The organism is Cryobacterium glaciale (assembly GCF_004402535.1).
Lineage (GTDB): Bacteria > Actinomycetota > Actinomycetes > Actinomycetales > Microbacteriaceae > Cryobacterium > Cryobacterium glaciale.
In genome coordinates, this window is sequence record NZ_SOEY01000009.1 from 18514 (window position 1) to 34966 (window position 16453).

Here is a 16453-nt window from a genome sequence, read left to right on the forward strand (position 1 = left end):
GTCGAAGACAGCCGAGCGACGTGGCGACGATCGCATGTTGCAGCGGAGGCGCAACGCATCGCCCGGACCTTCGCGAACGTGAGCCCGGGCGTCGACGCGCAGCAGATCGCCGAGGCTGTCGCGCAGGCCGTTATGGCGCGCGTGATTGCCGTCACCGCGCCGACACTCAACCCGGTCCCCGAGGCTTTGCAGCGCCAAGACGGCGCGTCCGTTTACCGGGTGCACGGGACGGAACGGTTTACCTCGGAGCGGATCCTTGCGATTGAGGACAGCCTAATCGACGCGGCCGGCACCGTAGCTGGCTTCGCCGTCGACCCGGCCATCTTCGCCACCACGGTGGAGACGCTGAACGCCGCGAGCTCCTACCCGTTGGATGCTTCGCAAGTGGACCTTGCCCGCCGTTTCGCATCCGGCGGCCGTCTCCTCGAGGTCGGGATCGGACCGGCAGGAACCGGGAAGACCACCGCGATGCGCGCGTTCGCGCGTGCCGTAGAAGCGGGCGGTGGCCGAGTTTTGGCGTTGGCACCGACGGCGGCTGCGTCGACGGTGCTGGCCGAGGAGATCAAGGTGGAAGCGGAGACGGCGCACAAGCTCGTCGACGTGCACCGCAATGGCTCTCCGGAACAGCAGGAATCGGAGCAGTACCGCATCGACAGCAGCACGGTGCTTCTCATCGATGAGGCCGGTATGGCCTCGACTCCGTTGCTCGCTGACGTGTTGGAGCTAGCCCAGCTACACGGGGCCGCGATTCGGCTCCTCGGGGATCCGGCGCAGCTGGCCGCGGTCGAGTCCGGGGGAGCCCTGCGCCTGATCGAGCAGCGCGTGGGCGCCAGCTACCTCGACCAGGTGCACCGCTTCGTGGATGTTGAGGAAGCGGCGGCGTCCCTGCTGCTGCGTGATGGAGCCAGCAGTTCCCTGGACTTCTATGTCACCGCGGATCGCACGCGCGGCGGCATCCGCCAGAGCATGCTGGAAGAGATCTATGTGGCGTGGGCCGCGGATCGCGCCGATCACCGGCACTCGATCATGGTCGCGGGAACTAACGAAGAGGTTGCCGCGCTGAACGCGCGTGCCCGCCTGGACCTGATCGGCCAGGGTGCCGTCGGGAAGAGCGGGGCGTTGCTGCACGACGGGAACAAGGCCGGCTTGAACGACGTGATCGTGACGCGGCAGAACGACCGGAAGCTGCGGTCCAACCAGGGCAAGGACTTTGTCGCGAACGGTGACCTCTGGACGATCCTGGGCGACGAGGGCGGTGACCTGAAGGTGAAGAGCCTTCGGCACGGGGGAGTGTTGACCCTGCCGGCCGAATACGTGGCCGCGCACGTGGAGCTCGGCTACGCAGCCACGATCAATCGGGTGCAGGGCATGACCGTGGACACGTCCCACATTCTTGTGGACCCGCAGTCGACGTCACGGGAGCAGCTGTACGTGGCGGCGACCCGCGGGCGTGAGTCCAACCGGATGTATGCGGTCGTGGAAGAGACCCTCGAAGTGGATGCGCACGCTCCCGACCACCTGCGCACCTCGATCATCGATGCGCTCACCGCGGTGCTCGCGCGCGAGGGCGCTGAGCGGTCTGCGACCGAGGAGATCCAGCGCGAGCAGGATGCCGCGGCGAGCCTCTCGACGTTGTTGCCGGCCTACGAGGATGCTCTCGCACGGGTCTACGATCCGGACCAGATCGGGCGGATGGAAGCGGTCGTCCGCGATGTGCTCGACGTGGGTATCGCCGATCGAGTCGTCAACGACGAGGCGTGGACCCACCTCGCGAGTCGGCTGGCGGCACACGAGGCGCGTGGTGCCGACGTGCGTGCACAGCTGGCCGCGGTTGTGCGGGTTGAAGATACCGGGCCCGACTCTACAGTTGACTCGTTTGCGAAGATCTACCATCACCGCATCGGGGCGCCGACGCTTGCAACGGGCGAAAGTGCGTTGCCGACCTGGGTGACTCCGCCGCCTGTCGGAGCGGTCGGGGACAACCGAGAAGTCCGCGATTGGCTGCACGCCCAGGCCGACCTCATCCGGGATCGAACGGCGGCGCTCGTCGATGCTGCGGCCGTCGCGCCGGAACCGTGGAGTGCGGCCCTTCGTCCCCAGCCGGATGATGCATCCCTTCGGTGGGCTTGGCGGCGTGACCTCGGAAACGTGCTCGCCTTCCGCGACCTGAACCAGATCACGGATGCCGAGTCACCGCTCGGCGCTATGCGCACGGGCGAGGATGCCTACGCGGCAGCCGCAGAGTCCCTCGAGCGGCTTCGTGTCGTCGAAGACAACACAGCAACCGAAGCAAGGCGTCGAATCGCAGAGCTGGGGCAGCGTCTGTCTGGAGCCAGCGATGCCGAGGCCAAGGTTGATGTCGCGAAACGTGTCCGACAGATTCACGACCGCGCAAGTGAACCTGCCTACCAGAAGGACGTTTACTCTGCCCCTATACGCCCCCGACCCAAGATTTAGCAGGACGTCGACGCGTCGTGAATTGATGGCCAGCGGCGGCGAGGCCGGGAGTAGCCACGGTTAGTACTGCGGGCCTGAATGGTCCCTTCCCGCAGTGAGGAGAATGCTCCCAAGATGTCCGACTGGGGTGTACCTCAACTAGGCGTCAGGCGCGTCTATGTCACGGCTGTGGATTTCGGCGCTCTTTGGCGGCGTTCTGTGATCGCTTTGTGTCGTTAATTCCCGATGACGAGGATGCTGGCGGCGGCTTCGATGACGTCGTCGGTGATGGTCTCAAGTTGGTTGATCTTGAGTACTCGGTTGATTTGGGGGAAGAGGCGTTCGAGGAGGCGGAAGTTGCCGCGCGTGATGCGTTCGATCGCGGCGATGGCTTGCGCGTCGGTGAAGTCGTCGGGGTCAAGGGTACGGCCGAGGTGTTTCCAGTGGCGGTCGAGCACGAAGAGGAGTTCATCGCGGCCGAGGGCACGGTAGTGGTGGGAGAAGCCGAGGCGACTGTATAGCTGGGGGTAGTGGCGGAAGCGCTGGTCGATTCCGGGCATGCCGATGAGGATCATCGCGAGGTGGGTTCGGTCGTGCCGGTCGCGGAGAAGCTCAAGTGCGACGGGGGTGAGTCGTTCGGCTTCGTCGATGATGAGCAATTCCACCAAGTGCGTGACCATGCCCTCGCGTTTTCGCGGTTCGGCGTCGAGCGTGCGTAGGTGCTCATCGGCGCAGTTACCGACCTTGATCTGCCAGTGGTCAATCTCGTTCATGAGCGTCTTGGGTCTACAGAGCACTTCGGGTGTGTAGAAGACGGTACGGGATCGGTTCGCGAGGGCGTAGTGTTTCGCGTCGTGGTCGCCGCGGGGTCCCCACTCGTTGATGTAAGGCTCGAGAGCGTCCCAGTTCGCGTAACGGCGAGCGGAGTGGGTTTTGCCGACGCCGGCATCGCCGTGGCAGATGCCGATAGTTCGCTCCTTACGGACGGCGTTGGCAAACTCGGTGAAGCGTCGATGCTCCTTGGTGACGATAAATGCCTCGACCATCACTCGTCCTCTTCGTAGGTGCGCAACCGCGACCGTCGGGACGTTGGTGCCTGGTCCCTTGGTTCCTCGCGGACGGCGACGGCCGGGATGCGTTCGTTGATGATGTGACGGAGTTCGCGTCGGCGGGCGCGGCGGGCCGCCTCGATGTCGCGCAGGCTGAGCCGGAGGTTGGGGTGCTCTTCGTCGACGGCGACGCAGACGAAGGTGTCGCGGTCGTAGACCCGGATCTCGGAAATGTCGCGGGGGTCGTAACGGATCGTGATGGTGTGCCCGACGAAGGGGGCGAGCGTCGGGGCGAGGTATCGCTGGCCTTGGAAATGGATACCGTCACGCTGCACTATGCGATTCTTGGGGACGGTAAGCAGGAGCCCGTCGAGTTCTTCAAGGCTGTCGGGCATCCGGGGAAGCCAACCGTCGGCAACCCATGCGTCCCGAGGCGAGATGCCCAGCTCGCTGTGCGGCCGGTCGTTGTAGGTGGCGATGAACTCTCCGACCGCGCGATCGAGTCCCGGAAGATCGAGGACGGGTTGCGGTGTTCGACTGCCGGGTCCGAGGTGTCCAGGGAGGGTAGCGAGCAGCTCGGTGTTGATCGTGCCGAAGAACCGCTCGATCTTGCCCCGGCCCTGGGGCCGGCCGACGATGGAGTGGATGAGGCGGATGTGCAGTTCGATGGCGGTGCGTTCGAGGTGGTGGCTGGTGAAGTCGGACCCGTGATCGACGTGCACGATGTCGGGGATACCGCACATCGCCCACGTCGGATCGGTCTTGCGCCAGATCGCTTGCCGCAGCGCGAGCGCGGTGTTAAGTGCGGAGGGTGCGCCAGTGAAGACGGTGTACCCACATATAGCGCGGGAATGATCGTCTTCCACCGTGGTCAGCCACGGTCGGTCGGGCTTCCCGTTGGCGCCGACGATGAGGATGTCGAGTTCGGTGTGATCCGCCTGCCAAGTCTGGTTGGGGCGATCAGCGCGGCGCCGAAATACGAGCTCGTAACGATCCCGATACGACACGGGCCCCTCCAACGCGAGAGTGACGAGAGCCGGATCCAATGCCAGGACGATTTCCCGCACCGTCGAATAGCTCGGCGCGAGCGCGCCCTGCCGATGCGCTTCGACCACAGCGAGACGGTGCAGCGTCGCCAGGCTCGGGCGGGGCTTCGTCAGTGCAAGCCGTTCAACGAACGCCAGACCGTGGCCGCGGTGCGTCGCATTCCCGTGTCGGCGCGCGGGTGAGCGTCAAGCGCCACGATGCCGCCACCCCGGTAGAGCTGGTGCCAGCGTTGCAACGTCCGAGCGCTGATCCCAGTGTCCCGAGCGAGAGCCGCAAGGGGCACCTGGTCCTCGACGTGAAGTCGAAGGACCCGCCACCGCTCGTCGCCGTCCACGGCTGATTACATCAACTGGCCGTCGCGGGCGGCGAGGGCATGTTGGTGGCGGTAGAGGGTCGCGCGGCTCCAGCCGACGAGGTGGGCGGCATCGGCGGCAGTGCGTCCACCCTTCCGGGCGGCGTTGACGATCCCGAGCTTGTCGGCGATCACTGCCGGGTCCACGGCGGGCCGGCCGAAGCGGGTGCCGGCAGTGCGTGCCGCGGCGATACCCGCATTGACGCGTTCGACGATGAGTTCGCGCTCATACTCCGCCAGTGTCGCGAGCATATTCAGCATCAGCCGACCGTTCGTCGTTGCGGGGTCGATCCCATCCGAGATCGAGCGGACGAGCACACCACGCTCCCGCAGCAGGTTCACCGTGTTCAGGACATCGATGAGGGACCGGCCGAGCCGGTCCACCCGCCACACGACAATAGTGTCGCCGGGTTCGGCGTAACCGAGAAGCTTCTTCATCCCCGGACGCTCAATGGCCGTCTTGCTCCCCGAGGTGATATCCGCAAACACGTCCCGTTTCTGCACCCCGGCGGCAACCAGAGCATCGAGCTGTAACTGCGCGTCCTGACTCGCCGTACTCACCCGCGTGTAACCCAGCATCCTCATAAACTCATTCTGCCTCACAAAGCCCCTTCGAGGATAGTGAGACACGATAAATGACGAGACGACTTTCCGAGACAAAATCGAAGCCCACGATTCCGCGTTTTCCTGCACTTCGTCCACGACTCGATTTCGGTGAGTCCAGTGTCTTGTAAACCTTTAGCTTTTTAGGACACCAATGGTCTCCGTTATGGGACCCACACAGAACCGGCGACGCCGGCAGAACTCGCGAACTCCAACCCTCCTTCTGCCGGCTACGTCTCCCCGACGACGTCATCGAAGCCGCCGCAAGAATCCTCGTGATCGGGAACTAGCGACACAAAGCGATCACGGAACACCGCCACCGACCGGCGAAGTTCACAGCGGAGTTCGGATCGCGGAGGGGGCGAAGCCCGTCGTCTTGCACGCTAGTGAAGGCGTATCGGCCGTGAACGTTGATGTGGGTATCGCCCAGGGGCAGCCGGGCAATGTCGGCGTCGTCGACGGGGTAGCCCTGATCTCGGAGCGAGTTCAGGGCGGCGTCGATGTAGCGGGTGTTCCACAGGATGACGGTGTTCAGGACGAGGCCGAGGACACCGAGCTGGTCTTCCTGGCCGTCCCGGTAGCGCTGCCGGAGCTCCCCACGCTGCCCGTAGAAGATCTTCCGGGCGAGGCGGTGACGGGATTCCTGGGTGGTGAGCTGGACGTGGATTGACCGGCGGTAGGTCTCGTCGTTCGGGTCGTACATTGCCAGGAGGTGCAGGGTCTTAGCGATGCGTCCGTATTCGGCGAACGCGGCGCCCAGCGGGGTCGGAGTGCCGTCACGGCCAAGCATCCGCAGGAGGTCGTAACCGGCGACAGTACCGTTGTGGAGGGAGCCGGCCACGCGAAGCATGTCCTCCCCGTACGGTTCCATCCGCTTGAAGGACAACTTATTTCTGGCGACCGGGCCCAAGATCCCGTAGTCGGCTATCGGGGCGCCGGGCGGGGTGAGCCGCCAGAGCCGCTGGTCGGGCATATCTGCCACTCGTGGGCTGAACTGGTAGCCAAGGAGACGGAAGAGGCCGAACACGATGTCGGAGTACGACGCCGTGTCTGTCGCGATCATCTCCGGGGCGGGGCCGCCGTCACGGTTCAGGATGACGTCGAGGACGTGTAGGGAGTCCCGCATGGTTCCGGTGACGACGACGGCGCCGATTCCCGCGACCTGGTCGTTGATCGCGTTCAGCCAGGTCACTCCTTGACCCTGGCCGAAGTAACGGGGGTTCGGGCCGGCGTCGAGGGTGCGAACGGGGACAACAAATCGGAGCCCATCGACGGACGCGACGAGTCCACCACCCCACACCTGTGCGGTTCCTATCGATGCTTGCGTGTCGATGAGGCGCTTGTTCGCGGCCGAGAGAGTCTCCGCCCGGAGGTAGTTCTGGGCGACGTGGGAGAGCCTGCGCCGGTTCAAGCTCGGATGGCCGTGTTTAACGACCGGTGCGAAGCCGAGGTTGCATCCCTCGGCGACGAGGACGGCAGCCATCGATAGCGCCAGGTCATTCAGCCGCGATCCCGACCTGCTCTCCGTCAAATTGATGTGCGTGAAATCGTTCAGATACCCGGTCCACGCGTGGACCTCCAGCAGTACCTCGGGCAAATCGACCCGCGGCATAATCCGCTCGACGAGATTTCGAAGCTTAGTCAGGGACTCCGGTTCCGGGATGGGTTTGAGTTTTGCCAGGAACACGCGAGTGCGTCCATCGGGGCCGGTCTCAACGGTGAGGGGAGAGTCTTCGTTCTCGGGGACCGCGCTGAGCCGGGTCGCGATCGATGTGTAGGCATCATCCAGCCGCCCGGCCAGGTGAGTCATGTGCGTGTCGAAGGGGTTGGCAAGCTGGAGAGCCGTCAGTACGTCTGGCTTCGCCGTCGACCAGGCGTCCCCGTCAAGCAGCTGCACCCGCGGATCCCCCCAACGTGTGGATCCCTCGGCGAAGAGGTCACGGCGGCGCAGAGCGCGATGCGCACCTTCGAGCACGCACAGCGTGTACGCACGATGATCCACCGGCCCATCAGCAGCCGGGTCGGAAAAGACCAGGCGCCGCCAAGCGCCACCCACGACGTCATCGACGATCTCCGACCGCTCGACTCTTTTCCGCCCGACCAGTGCGCCCAGCCCGCGGACGGCTTGGAGTAGCGACGCGCCGGCCTCGGTCGAACGCAGAGGTAGCGTCGAAGCGAACATCGACAAGAACGGCCGCACGGTCGCGTATCGCTTCACAAGCTCGACCTGTTCCAGCGTGGGATCGTCCTCGCCGAACGGACTGAATTCCTCCACAATCTGCACCGCTTTCATCAGCCGCTCCCGCATCCCCTCCGTGCGCAACAGCTCCCACACCGCGGCAGCATCGATCTGTTTACCCTGTTCGTCCTGTTCGGCAACCTCCAGCAGCACCTTCGCCGCCGACGCCAAGGTCACGGACGCACGGCGCAGGGCAGGCAATGACCGCATCTGGTCCTTGACCGCGGCCCGTGTCGCGGGGCCGATCAGCTTCGTCGCCATCAGCACAGCGAACAAGTCAAGGACATCGTCGACGGATGACACCTGCAGGGACGCCACCGTCGCGAACGCCGTCGCCCGCCTCCGCTGCTCGGGCATGCGCCGCAACGTGCTTGCGTCAGTAGACCGGCCGTGCCTCGCCAGAACGTCCAGACGCCCCGGGGCGATCCCCGCCAAATCAACCGTGGACGCACCTACTGCGGTTACCTCGCCCACCCGTTCGAGAGCCTTCACCATTTCCGGCCCCGATGCTCGAACCGGTGCCCTGCGAAGCTCCTCCAGCCCGGAAACACGCCCCTCCAAAGCGCTGTCAACGAGAGCATCGAGACGGGAAGCCAACCCGGAAGGCACCCGATCCGATAGCAGCGAGAATAACCGCTCGTTCGCCTCCGCCCTTGCCTCGGCGACCAGTCTCGTGACCAGGCTCACCCCTGGAAGGAGCACCTTCTCACGCCGCAACCACGCCACCGCTTGGTCGAACACAGCTGTCGGCCGCTCCGTGCGCGTGGCCGTGCGCGCTGCAAGGAAGCCCGTCAATTCACCCAGCACGACGGGGTCCGATGTCCGCCGATAACCGTAAGCCTCCGCAATTTCCCACCCGTGCTCATACCCGGTCTTGGGCCGCACCGAATACTCCGCGAACACGCCCGGCGCGGCGATTTCGAGCTGCCGTGACACGAACTCGACCACGTTCCCTGGGACAGCCGTCGGGTCATCCAGAAAATTCCCCAAGTACCGCACCGTCCCGAGCTGGACGGCGAATCCCAGCCGGTTAGCAGCGCCCCGCCGTCGGCCAACGATCGTCAGGTCATCGTCATCGAGAAAGAAGAACCGCGCAAGGTCCAGTTCCGATACCGGCCCGACGAACCGGCCATAAGCCCCAACCTGCTCATCACTCAGGAAATCAACCGGCATCATCCAACCGTAATGACCCGGAGCTGCTTAGCGCCAACCACCGTTCCAATACTGGTCAGACCCCTTCTTCACCGACCGCCTGATCATCCAACGCCAGGTCAGTCCCGCCACCATCGCCGCCTACCGCGACACGTTTCGGTTGCTGTTTGCCTTCCTCGCCGTCACGAAGAAGCTTGCCCCGGCAGCTCTGGATTTCGCCGACCTTGATGCGACGACCATCGGGGACTTCCTGACCTATCTAGAAGCGGAGCGCGGCAACAGCATACGAAGCCGAAACGCGCGCCTGGCTGCAATCCATTCGCTGTTTAGGTTCGCATCCTTTCATCATCCCGAACACGCCGACTTGATCTCCAGGGTTTTGTCGATCCCGCAAAAGCGTTTCGACCGCGGAATCGTCGAGTTCCTCAACAGAGAAGAAGTCGAGGCGATCCTGTCCGTTCCCGACCGCGACACCTGGCTTGGTCGTCGTAACCACGCACTGCTCACCCTCGCCGTCCAAACCGGATTACGGGTCGCCGAGCTGACCTCTTTGCGCCGGAACGACATCGATCTCAGTACCGGGCCTCATGTTCGTTGTCTCGGCAAAGGCAGAAAACGGCGATCCACCCCATTGACCAGTGGCACCGTCGCCACCCTGCGAGAGTGGCTGAAAGCGCATGACGCCCCACCCGAATCGCCGCTGTTTCCCAGCCGCCACGGCACAGCGCTCAGCAGCGACGCCGTCGAATGCCTGGTGAGAAAATACGCTGCTGCTGCCGTATCCCGCTGCCCGTCTTTGGCGAAGAGACGAGTGACCCCGCATGTCCTCCGGCACAGCGCCGCGATGTTCCTCCGCGAAGCCGGGGTTGATATCTCCGTGATCGCCCTCTGGCTGGGCCACGAAAGCATCGACTCCACGCAGATCTATATGCACGCCGACTTGGCCATCAAACAACGCGCCCGGGACCGCACCAATCCGCTGGAGATCACACCCAACCGTTACCGTCTAACCGACTCGCTGCTGGCCTACCTCGACGCGCTCTGATTATGCCGCGTGGTTAAGCCGCCGCAGTTCCCTGACCACGACAAAAATGCCACCTCGCACCCCTACTCGGCATAATCACGCGCCCGGAATAATCCGAACTATACCGAATGCGGGATAATTCGGAGTCGCATTTCAAGACTTTGAAGTATCGGCCCGAGTTCCCCGACCGGTTCTACAGCCTCGCCGAGGCGCGCTCGTTCTGCACTGAATTCTACGGCTGGTACAACGCTGAACATCGTCATTCGGGCATTGGAATGCATACCCCGTTCAACGTTCACCACGGCCGCGCACCCGCCATTCAGCACGCTCGCGCCCGCGTTCTCACGACCGCATACACCGCCCACCCCGAACGCTTCGTCCGGCAGCACCCGCAGCCACCCACGTTCCCGACGACGACCTGGATCAACGAACCCGAAAAGGAAGGAACGAACTCAATGACCGGCTAAAGAAACTGACTCATATAGGTTGACATCTTCCGTCGTCGTCCACAGCCACGCCACGCCCAGGCGCGTGGCGTTGGCCACAGGAGCGAACGGGAGGGGGATTTGCGTCGTCATAAAAGCCAATTTTTACCCCTAATCCTGCCCGTTGATTGTTAGATAACGTTTAACGTAAATTGGTCAAAATTAATAGCCCCAACCCAACAAAAAACCGCGGAAATCCGGGGAACAGAAACCCAGCCCCACTGCCCATGTCCAGACCCCTGGACTCCCGCCGACATTATCTTTAGACACTTCATCGTGTTCCATCCTTGACTGGGATCGGCCCGAACGAATCACTCCGCTGTGAGCCTTCGTTGCATTAGGCAGAATTATTATCTGCATAAAGACATCAGCTTTGTGACTGAGCAGGTGTCAATCTAGGCGTGCCCTCAGCTTGTTCTTGGCGCGTGGGGGTGAGGTGGTGGCCCGCTTGGGAATGCCCGTGGGCCCATTCAATTCACGGTCTGGCAGTACAGGACGGCAGCAAGCATGAAGTTGAGTCCCGCATAGTAGTGTCGCGCACGGTGATCAGCTCGTCGCTAGATTTACTTGGGGGCCAGATGAGTATTTGAAGCCGTGAGCGCCACCCAATCGTGCGGTTCAGCGCCGGGGTTCGTGCGGGAGAGCGCCAGCAGTCGCGTGGCTTGGCTCCACTGACGCTCTCGGTTACGAGGTAGGCGGTCACGAGTGCTGCGTGTTCGCGCATGTTGTAGTTGCCGGTCTCGACCCAGATGGTGTTGTGGATGATCCGGTCCATGATCGCGTCGGCGTGGACGCCGGAGCCGAGACGCTGGTGCCAGTCCTTCGGCAAGTACTGGGTGCAGAACACCGTTGAGGTCTCGCCGCAGCGGCATTCCATCAGTTCGAGCAGCATGCCGCGCATCGGTTCCGTGGGTCGGTCCAGAAGCGTGCAAGTTCCTATTTATTTGACTCAAGGGGCCCTTGCCCAAACTTCATGCGGTCTGCTACGGTTCAAGTCAAGTTCTATTTAGCAGAGAAAGTTTCTGCATGTCGAACATAGTCAATTGAGTCTCAAGGGAGAGGCAAGAATGCTCGAAGGCAAAGTAGCCCTAGTTACCGGCGCAGGCCCGAATATCGGGGGAGCGCTCGCTAAGGCGCTTGCCGATGCCGGCGCTACCGTCGGATGCAATGACATCAGCGAAGGCGCCGCCATCGCAGCAGTGGAGTCACTCGGGTCGGGTAAGGGCATTCCTCTCGTCGGCGATATCACTGACGAAGATCAGGCTGAGGCGATGGTGCAGACGCTCGTCGACGAGTACGGACGTATCGACATCCTCGTTAACAACGCCGCGGTCACCGTGCCTCACGGCTTGCTCGAGACCACCCTCGAGGAGTGGAATCGGGTGCTCCTCATCAATCTCACGGGAACTTTCCTGATGAGTCGGGCGGCGGCACGCCACATGAAGCAGCAGGCGACCGGCGGATCCATCGTGCACATCGCGTCTACATCAGGCCACAGGGGGCGTGCGGATGCACTTGGCTACTGCACAGCAAAAGGTGGCGTACTGAACATGACGCGTGCGATGGCGATGGATCTTGCGCCGTACGGTATCCGGGTCAACTCCGTAAGCCCCACGAAGACAGGCATCTCCGTCGGTAATCTCGAGTCTGCCGGCGACCGATTCTTCGCAGAGATCCCGCTCGGCCGGCTGGGAATGCCCACAGACCATGCAAGCGCCGTCGTCTTCCTCTCATCGGATCAGGCCGAATTCTGCACGGGCATAGACATTCGCGTGGATGGCGGCGCGCTGTCAACCTGGGGACTCCCCCCACGAGCGCTGGCAGAGCTCACCAGCAGCGGCAAGGACGCCTGAGAGTGGGTTACTTCGTTGGAGCGGACACCGGGGGAACGTTCACCGACCTCGTCATCATCAGCGAGGCGGGAGACGTACGGTTCGAGAAGGCATTCTCGACCCCACACGACCCGTCCAGAGGCGTCATCAACGCGCTCGGTAACGGAGCGAGTCTGCTCGAGATCGGTGTTTCCGATCTCACGGCGCAGACCCTCCGGTTTACTCACGGCACCACCGTCGGGACGAATGCATTGATTCAGCGCAAAGGCGCAAAGGTCGCACTCCTGACCACGGAGGGTTTCGAAGATACGACGCTGATCACGCGGGGGCCCATGGGCATGAATCTCGGCATCCCCGCCGTCCAGGCCCTGGACTATGCCAACGCAAAGCGTCCGGTGCCAATCGTCCCTGCCGGTCTGATCCGCGGAGTGGCGGAGCGCATCGCCGCTTCCGGGGAGGTGATCACTCCGCTCGACGAGAGCGCGGTCGGCGAGATGTTACGTGAACTGCTCGCACAGGAGCCCGAAAGTATCGCCGTCTCACTTCTGTGGTCCTTCCGCCAAGGCGCTCATGAAGAGACTGTCAAGCGTATTATCGGCGAGCTCTCGCCCAGCATGCACGTTAGCATCTCATCCGAGGTCGCCCCTGTGCTCGGCGAGTTCGAACGGACCATGACCACCATAGTCAACGCCTACGTCGGTCCCGTTATCGATCGATACATCAGCAACCTGCGCTCGAGCCTCATAGAGATGGGCATGCGCTCCAGCCTGCAGATTCTCAAGTCATCCGGTGGCGTTACCTTGCCGGAGCGCGTCGAGCGGGAGGCCGTCGGTATCATCAACTCCGGGCCGATCGGGGGCCTTGTCGCAGCGCGATACCTCGGAGGCATCCTCGGGTACAAGAACATCATTACGAGCGACGTTGGCGGCACGAGTTTCGACGTTGGACTCATCCGTGACGGAGAGTTCGAATACGAGCAGACTCCGGCGCTTGACCAAGGTGTGCCTGCCAGGACGCCCGCGGTAAAGGTCGTCACGGTTGGTGCCGGCGGCGGATCGATCGCGTGGACAGACGGCCGACGCCTCCACGTCGGCCCGCAGAGCGCTGGCTCTGACCCTGGGCCTGCGTGCTATGGGGTGGGGAAGGATCCGACGGTGACCGACGCACTCGTGGTCCTCGGTATCATCGACCCTGCCAACTTCTTCGGCGGTCGCAAACAACTTGACATGCATCGCGCAACCGACGCAATCCGGGTTGCCGTCGCAGAGCCGTTAGGTCTCACCGTCGAGGAGGCCGCGGCAGGCATCTATGAGATCGTCACTGCGCGCATGGGCGATCTCGTTCGCAAGGTCACGGTTGAAAGTGGATACGATCCGCGAGACTTCGCGCTCCTTGCCTACGGCGGCGCCGGTCCCGCACACGCCGCACTGTATTCGGCGTCACTCGGTGTCAAAGAGCTCGTCGTTCCGTTCACCTCGTCGGTATTCTCCGCCTTTGGATGCGCGCTCTCGGATGTCCGCTTCAGTTTCGTGCGTTCGGAACCCATTGTGCTGGGCAGCATCGAATCGGCTGACCGCTACGACGCGGTCTTCGAAGAGCTCGAGGCTCAGGCTCTTGCTGAGTTCGCCGCTTCTGGGCAGAACGCCAACGGCCTAACTATCGTGCGTCGCGTCGACGCCCGGTACAAGGGCCAGTTGAATGAGATGTCGATCCTGGTCTCGAATTCCCAGCTGGTCGATGCCGGTATTGATTCGATCCGCACGCTCTTCGAAGAGCAATACGAGTCTCGATTCGGTGCGGGCACGACGAGCTCAGGAGTACCCCTAGAAGTCATTACCTTTCGCGTTGACGTGATTCAGGAGACGCTCAAGCCCGAACTCAAGGAGTTCCCGCTTGCCGGTGAAGATGCTGCGAACTGTCTCACAGGCACCCGCAAGCTCTATCTCAAGGCGACGGGCGCGATCATGGCGTCCATCTACGACGGCGACCGCCTCGCTCCCGGTAACCGGATTGATGGACCAGCTGTCATAGAACGCCGTGACACGACGATCCTCATCCCGCCGGGCCATACTGCCGTCGTCGACGGCTACCGGAATGTGCGAATTAAGGAGGCGGCGAAGTGAGTTCGCTTGTACTGGACCCGATCACGTTCGAAGTCATCAAGCACCGACTGTGGCAGATCAACGACGAGCAGGGTATCGCCATTCGTTCAATCTCTACTTCGACGATCGTGGTTGAGGGCAACGACTTCAACGTCGGGCTCTTCGCCGCCAACGGCGACTTGGCGGTTGCAGGGCCCTACGTCACCAGCCACGTCACCACCATGGATGCCCTCATCAAGAATGTCATCGAGACAGCTGGCGACGACGTCGAGGACGGGGACATCTTTCTCTGCAACGACCCGTATATGGGAGCGCTGCACCAGAACGACGTCGCCGTAGTGAGCCCTATTTTCGTCGACGGACAAATCCTCCTGTGGGCCGGCAACGTCGTGCACCATGCCGATCTCGCCGGCATTGACGAGGGAAGCTTCTGCGTCAACGCGACGAGCGTTTTCCAGGAGGCGCCGCGGTACTTCCTAAAGGTAGTTCGCGCCGGAGTGCTGTGCCGCGACGTCGAGCGAACCTTTATCACGAACTCGAGGACTCCTGAGATGGTCGCCATGGATTTGCGGGCTCAGATTGGCGCCATCAATGTCGCAGTCAAGCGTGTCCGCGAGCTCTCCGACACGTACGGCGCAGGCGTCGTGCGCGATGTCATGACCCAGACGATTGCCTACTCGGGCGAACTTCTCCGCGAGCGGATCGGTGAGCTTCCTGACGGCACGTGGTCGACTGAAGTGTTCATGGACGGCGACCGCGTGGGTTCCGATGAAATATTGACCGTGAAGCTGACGCTCACCAAGAGCGGCGAGACGCTCCACTTCGACTATGCGGGCAGCTCCCCACAGTCAGCCGGAGCGGTCAATGCGACCGACTACTCGACCTACGCTGGCACGACGACACCGGTTTACGCGTTCCTCTGCGGCAGTGAAATCGATTGGAACAGCAGCATCCGTAAGTCGGTCACCGTCGATGCTCCTTCCGGCTCCGTGGTCAACGCGAACTATCCCGCTGCCGTTTCAATTTGCTCGATTGGGTTCACCTGGCTGACGGCGGTCGCTGCGACTCGCGTCATCGCGGCCATGCTGTCTGAGTCAGAAAAGTATCGCAACCGGGCGTGCGCGTCCTGGGGAGTCGCCTGTTGCGGGAACAACGTCTTCTCGCAGGGGAGCGATGGCGAACTCATCGGCGGGTTGCTCTCTGATCACCGGGGCGCCGGGGCTGGGGCGCGCGCCAATCAGGATGGTATTGATCATGCCGGCACGGTTTTCTCCCCGTTGAGTTACATGTCCAACGTGGAAAGCCAGGAGTTGAAATTCCCTTTCCTTTACCTGTTCCGTAAGCGCCTCGTTGACTCCGGCGGCCCCGGGCGGTTCCGTGGCGGCATGACCATTCTCGCCGCGATGACTCCCTTCGGTACTGAATCGGTGACGTGGAAGTCGCAGAACACCGCCGGATCCGACCAGTCCAACGCGGCTGGATTGGAAGGGGGATATCCTGGCGCAGGCTCACAGGTCTCGGTTGTCCGCAACACCGACGTCTGGCAGACATTATCGCAGCACCCTACGGGAACTGACATCGGCGCGTTCGGTGGCGAAGTCATCCATCTCGAAACCAAGTCTGAGGGTGTGCTGCGACGCGGGGACGTCTTCGTTTTCCACCCGCCCGGTGGTGGCGGCTTCGGCGACCCGCTGGATCGGGACCCTGAAGACGTCGCTGCCGATGTGAGGGACGGAGTGATCTCGCTCGAGGCTGCGGTGCATAACTACGCCGTTGGATTGTCAACGGACGGTTCCGTGGATTACGTCGAGACTGCAGAGCAGCGCAACGCCCGTCGGCAAATCAGTGCAACACAGCCGGACACCTCTGAGGCCTTGCGCTCGACCTCGGGGACGCCGACGCCGACGAAGTGTCCCCGCTGCGGCCGGGCGACTGAAATCGGCAAGCCGACCCGATGGACCAGTCCGCTGTCGGCGGCTGGTCCGTGGCTGGCGGAGCGTTGGCAAGGCAACAGCCCGAACTTCAAGCTGCTCCATACGAGTTGCACTGCGTGTGGGTCAGAGTGGGACGTGTGCGAGGTTGCTGCGCCCGATGACACATCGCCGCTGCCCGCCTTCTCCAAGGGAGCGTGA

The 16453-nt window shown here is 62.9% G+C and carries 11 protein-coding genes and 1 pseudogene; 6 read left to right on the forward strand and 6 right to left on the reverse strand.

The window, feature by feature from the left end; all coding sequences use genetic code 11:
* Nucleotides 1-132: 132 nt before the first annotated feature.
* Nucleotides 133-2457: an ATP-dependent DNA helicase gene (locus tag E3O06_RS06610; protein WP_241979943.1), complete on the forward strand. Its 2325-nt coding sequence runs from the start codon at nt 133-135 to the stop codon at nt 2455-2457.
* Between the two features lie 215 nt (nt 2458-2672).
* Here the strand turns inward: E3O06_RS06610 and E3O06_RS06615 are convergent, their stop codons facing one another.
* From E3O06_RS06615 to E3O06_RS06630, 5 genes are all read right to left on the reverse strand, one after another.
* Nucleotides 2673-3482, reverse strand: a complete 810-nt coding sequence (locus tag E3O06_RS06615) for an AAA family ATPase (RefSeq protein ID WP_134502199.1) — start codon at nt 3480-3482, stop codon at nt 2673-2675.
* Nucleotides 3482-4600, reverse strand: a complete 1119-nt coding sequence (locus E3O06_RS06620; RefSeq protein ID WP_478213378.1) for a Mu transposase C-terminal domain-containing protein — start codon at nt 4598-4600, stop codon at nt 3482-3484. Before E3O06_RS06620 ends, E3O06_RS06615 begins: the two co-directional genes overlap by 1 nt.
* Before the next feature lie 41 nt (nt 4601-4641).
* Complete coding sequence (locus tag E3O06_RS18510) at nt 4642-4866, reverse strand: helix-turn-helix domain-containing protein (protein ID WP_478213379.1); 225 nt, start codon at nt 4864-4866, stop codon at nt 4642-4644.
* 6 nt (nt 4867-4872) lie between these two features.
* Nucleotides 4873-5469 (reverse strand): recombinase family protein, encoded by a 597-nt coding sequence (locus tag E3O06_RS06625; protein ID WP_134502200.1) that lies wholly within the window; start codon nt 5467-5469, stop codon nt 4873-4875.
* Between the two features lie 304 nt (nt 5470-5773).
* Entirely contained in the window at nt 5774-8899 is a 3126-nt protein-coding gene (locus E3O06_RS06630) for a Tn3 family transposase (RefSeq protein ID WP_134502201.1), read from the reverse strand.
* A gap of 79 nt (nt 8900-8978) precedes the next feature.
* On the opposite strand from E3O06_RS06630, the gene E3O06_RS06635 reads away from it, so the two are divergent.
* Both E3O06_RS06635 and E3O06_RS06640 read left to right on the forward strand, forming a co-directional pair.
* Nucleotides 8979-9923, forward strand: coding sequence for a tyrosine-type recombinase/integrase (locus tag E3O06_RS06635; protein ID WP_134502202.1), 945 nt, complete (start codon nt 8979-8981; stop codon nt 9921-9923).
* 107 nt (nt 9924-10030) lie between these two features.
* Nucleotides 10031-10369, forward strand: a complete 339-nt coding sequence (locus E3O06_RS06640; protein ID WP_134502203.1) for an integrase core domain-containing protein — start codon at nt 10031-10033, stop codon at nt 10367-10369.
* A 721-nt stretch (nt 10370-11090) separates the two neighbouring features.
* Here the strand turns inward: E3O06_RS06640 and E3O06_RS18515 are convergent.
* Nucleotides 11091-11312: pseudogene (locus E3O06_RS18515) on the reverse strand (ATP-binding protein); the annotation flags it as partial.
* A gap of 142 nt (nt 11313-11454) precedes the next feature.
* On the opposite strand from E3O06_RS18515, the gene E3O06_RS06650 reads away from it, so the two are divergent.
* Genes E3O06_RS06650 through E3O06_RS06660 form a run of 3 tightly spaced genes read left to right on the forward strand, consistent with a single transcriptional unit; the run spans nt 11455 to nt 16453 of the window.
* A complete protein-coding gene (locus E3O06_RS06650; RefSeq protein ID WP_134502204.1) occupies nt 11455-12240 on the forward strand; it encodes an SDR family NAD(P)-dependent oxidoreductase in 786 nt (261 codons plus the stop codon).
* A gap of 2 nt (nt 12241-12242) precedes the next feature.
* A complete protein-coding gene (locus tag E3O06_RS06655) occupies nt 12243-14342 on the forward strand; it encodes a hydantoinase/oxoprolinase family protein (RefSeq protein ID WP_134502205.1) in 2100 nt (699 codons plus the stop codon).
* Nucleotides 14339-16453, forward strand: coding sequence for a hydantoinase B/oxoprolinase family protein (locus E3O06_RS06660; protein WP_134502206.1), 2115 nt, complete (start codon nt 14339-14341; stop codon nt 16451-16453). The genes E3O06_RS06655 and E3O06_RS06660 overlap by 4 nt, the downstream gene beginning before the upstream one ends.

Coding starts and splice junctions, on each gene's coding strand:
- E3O06_RS06610 (WP_241979943.1), top strand. CDS start 133: ATGGCGCGCGTGATTGCCGTCACCGCGCCGACACTCAACCCGGTCCCC.
- E3O06_RS06615 (WP_134502199.1), bottom strand. CDS start 3,482: ATGGTCGAGGCATTTATCGTCACCAAGGAGCATCGACGCTTCACCGAG.
- E3O06_RS06625 (WP_134502200.1), bottom strand. CDS start 5,469: ATGAGGATGCTGGGTTACACGCGGGTGAGTACGGCGAGTCAGGACGCG.
- E3O06_RS06630 (WP_134502201.1), bottom strand. CDS start 8,899: ATGCCGGTTGATTTCCTGAGTGATGAGCAGGTTGGGGCTTATGGCCGG.
- E3O06_RS06640 (WP_134502203.1), top strand. CDS start 10,031: ATGCGGGATAATTCGGAGTCGCATTTCAAGACTTTGAAGTATCGGCCC.
- E3O06_RS06650 (WP_134502204.1), top strand. CDS start 11,455: ATGCTCGAAGGCAAAGTAGCCCTAGTTACCGGCGCAGGCCCGAATATC.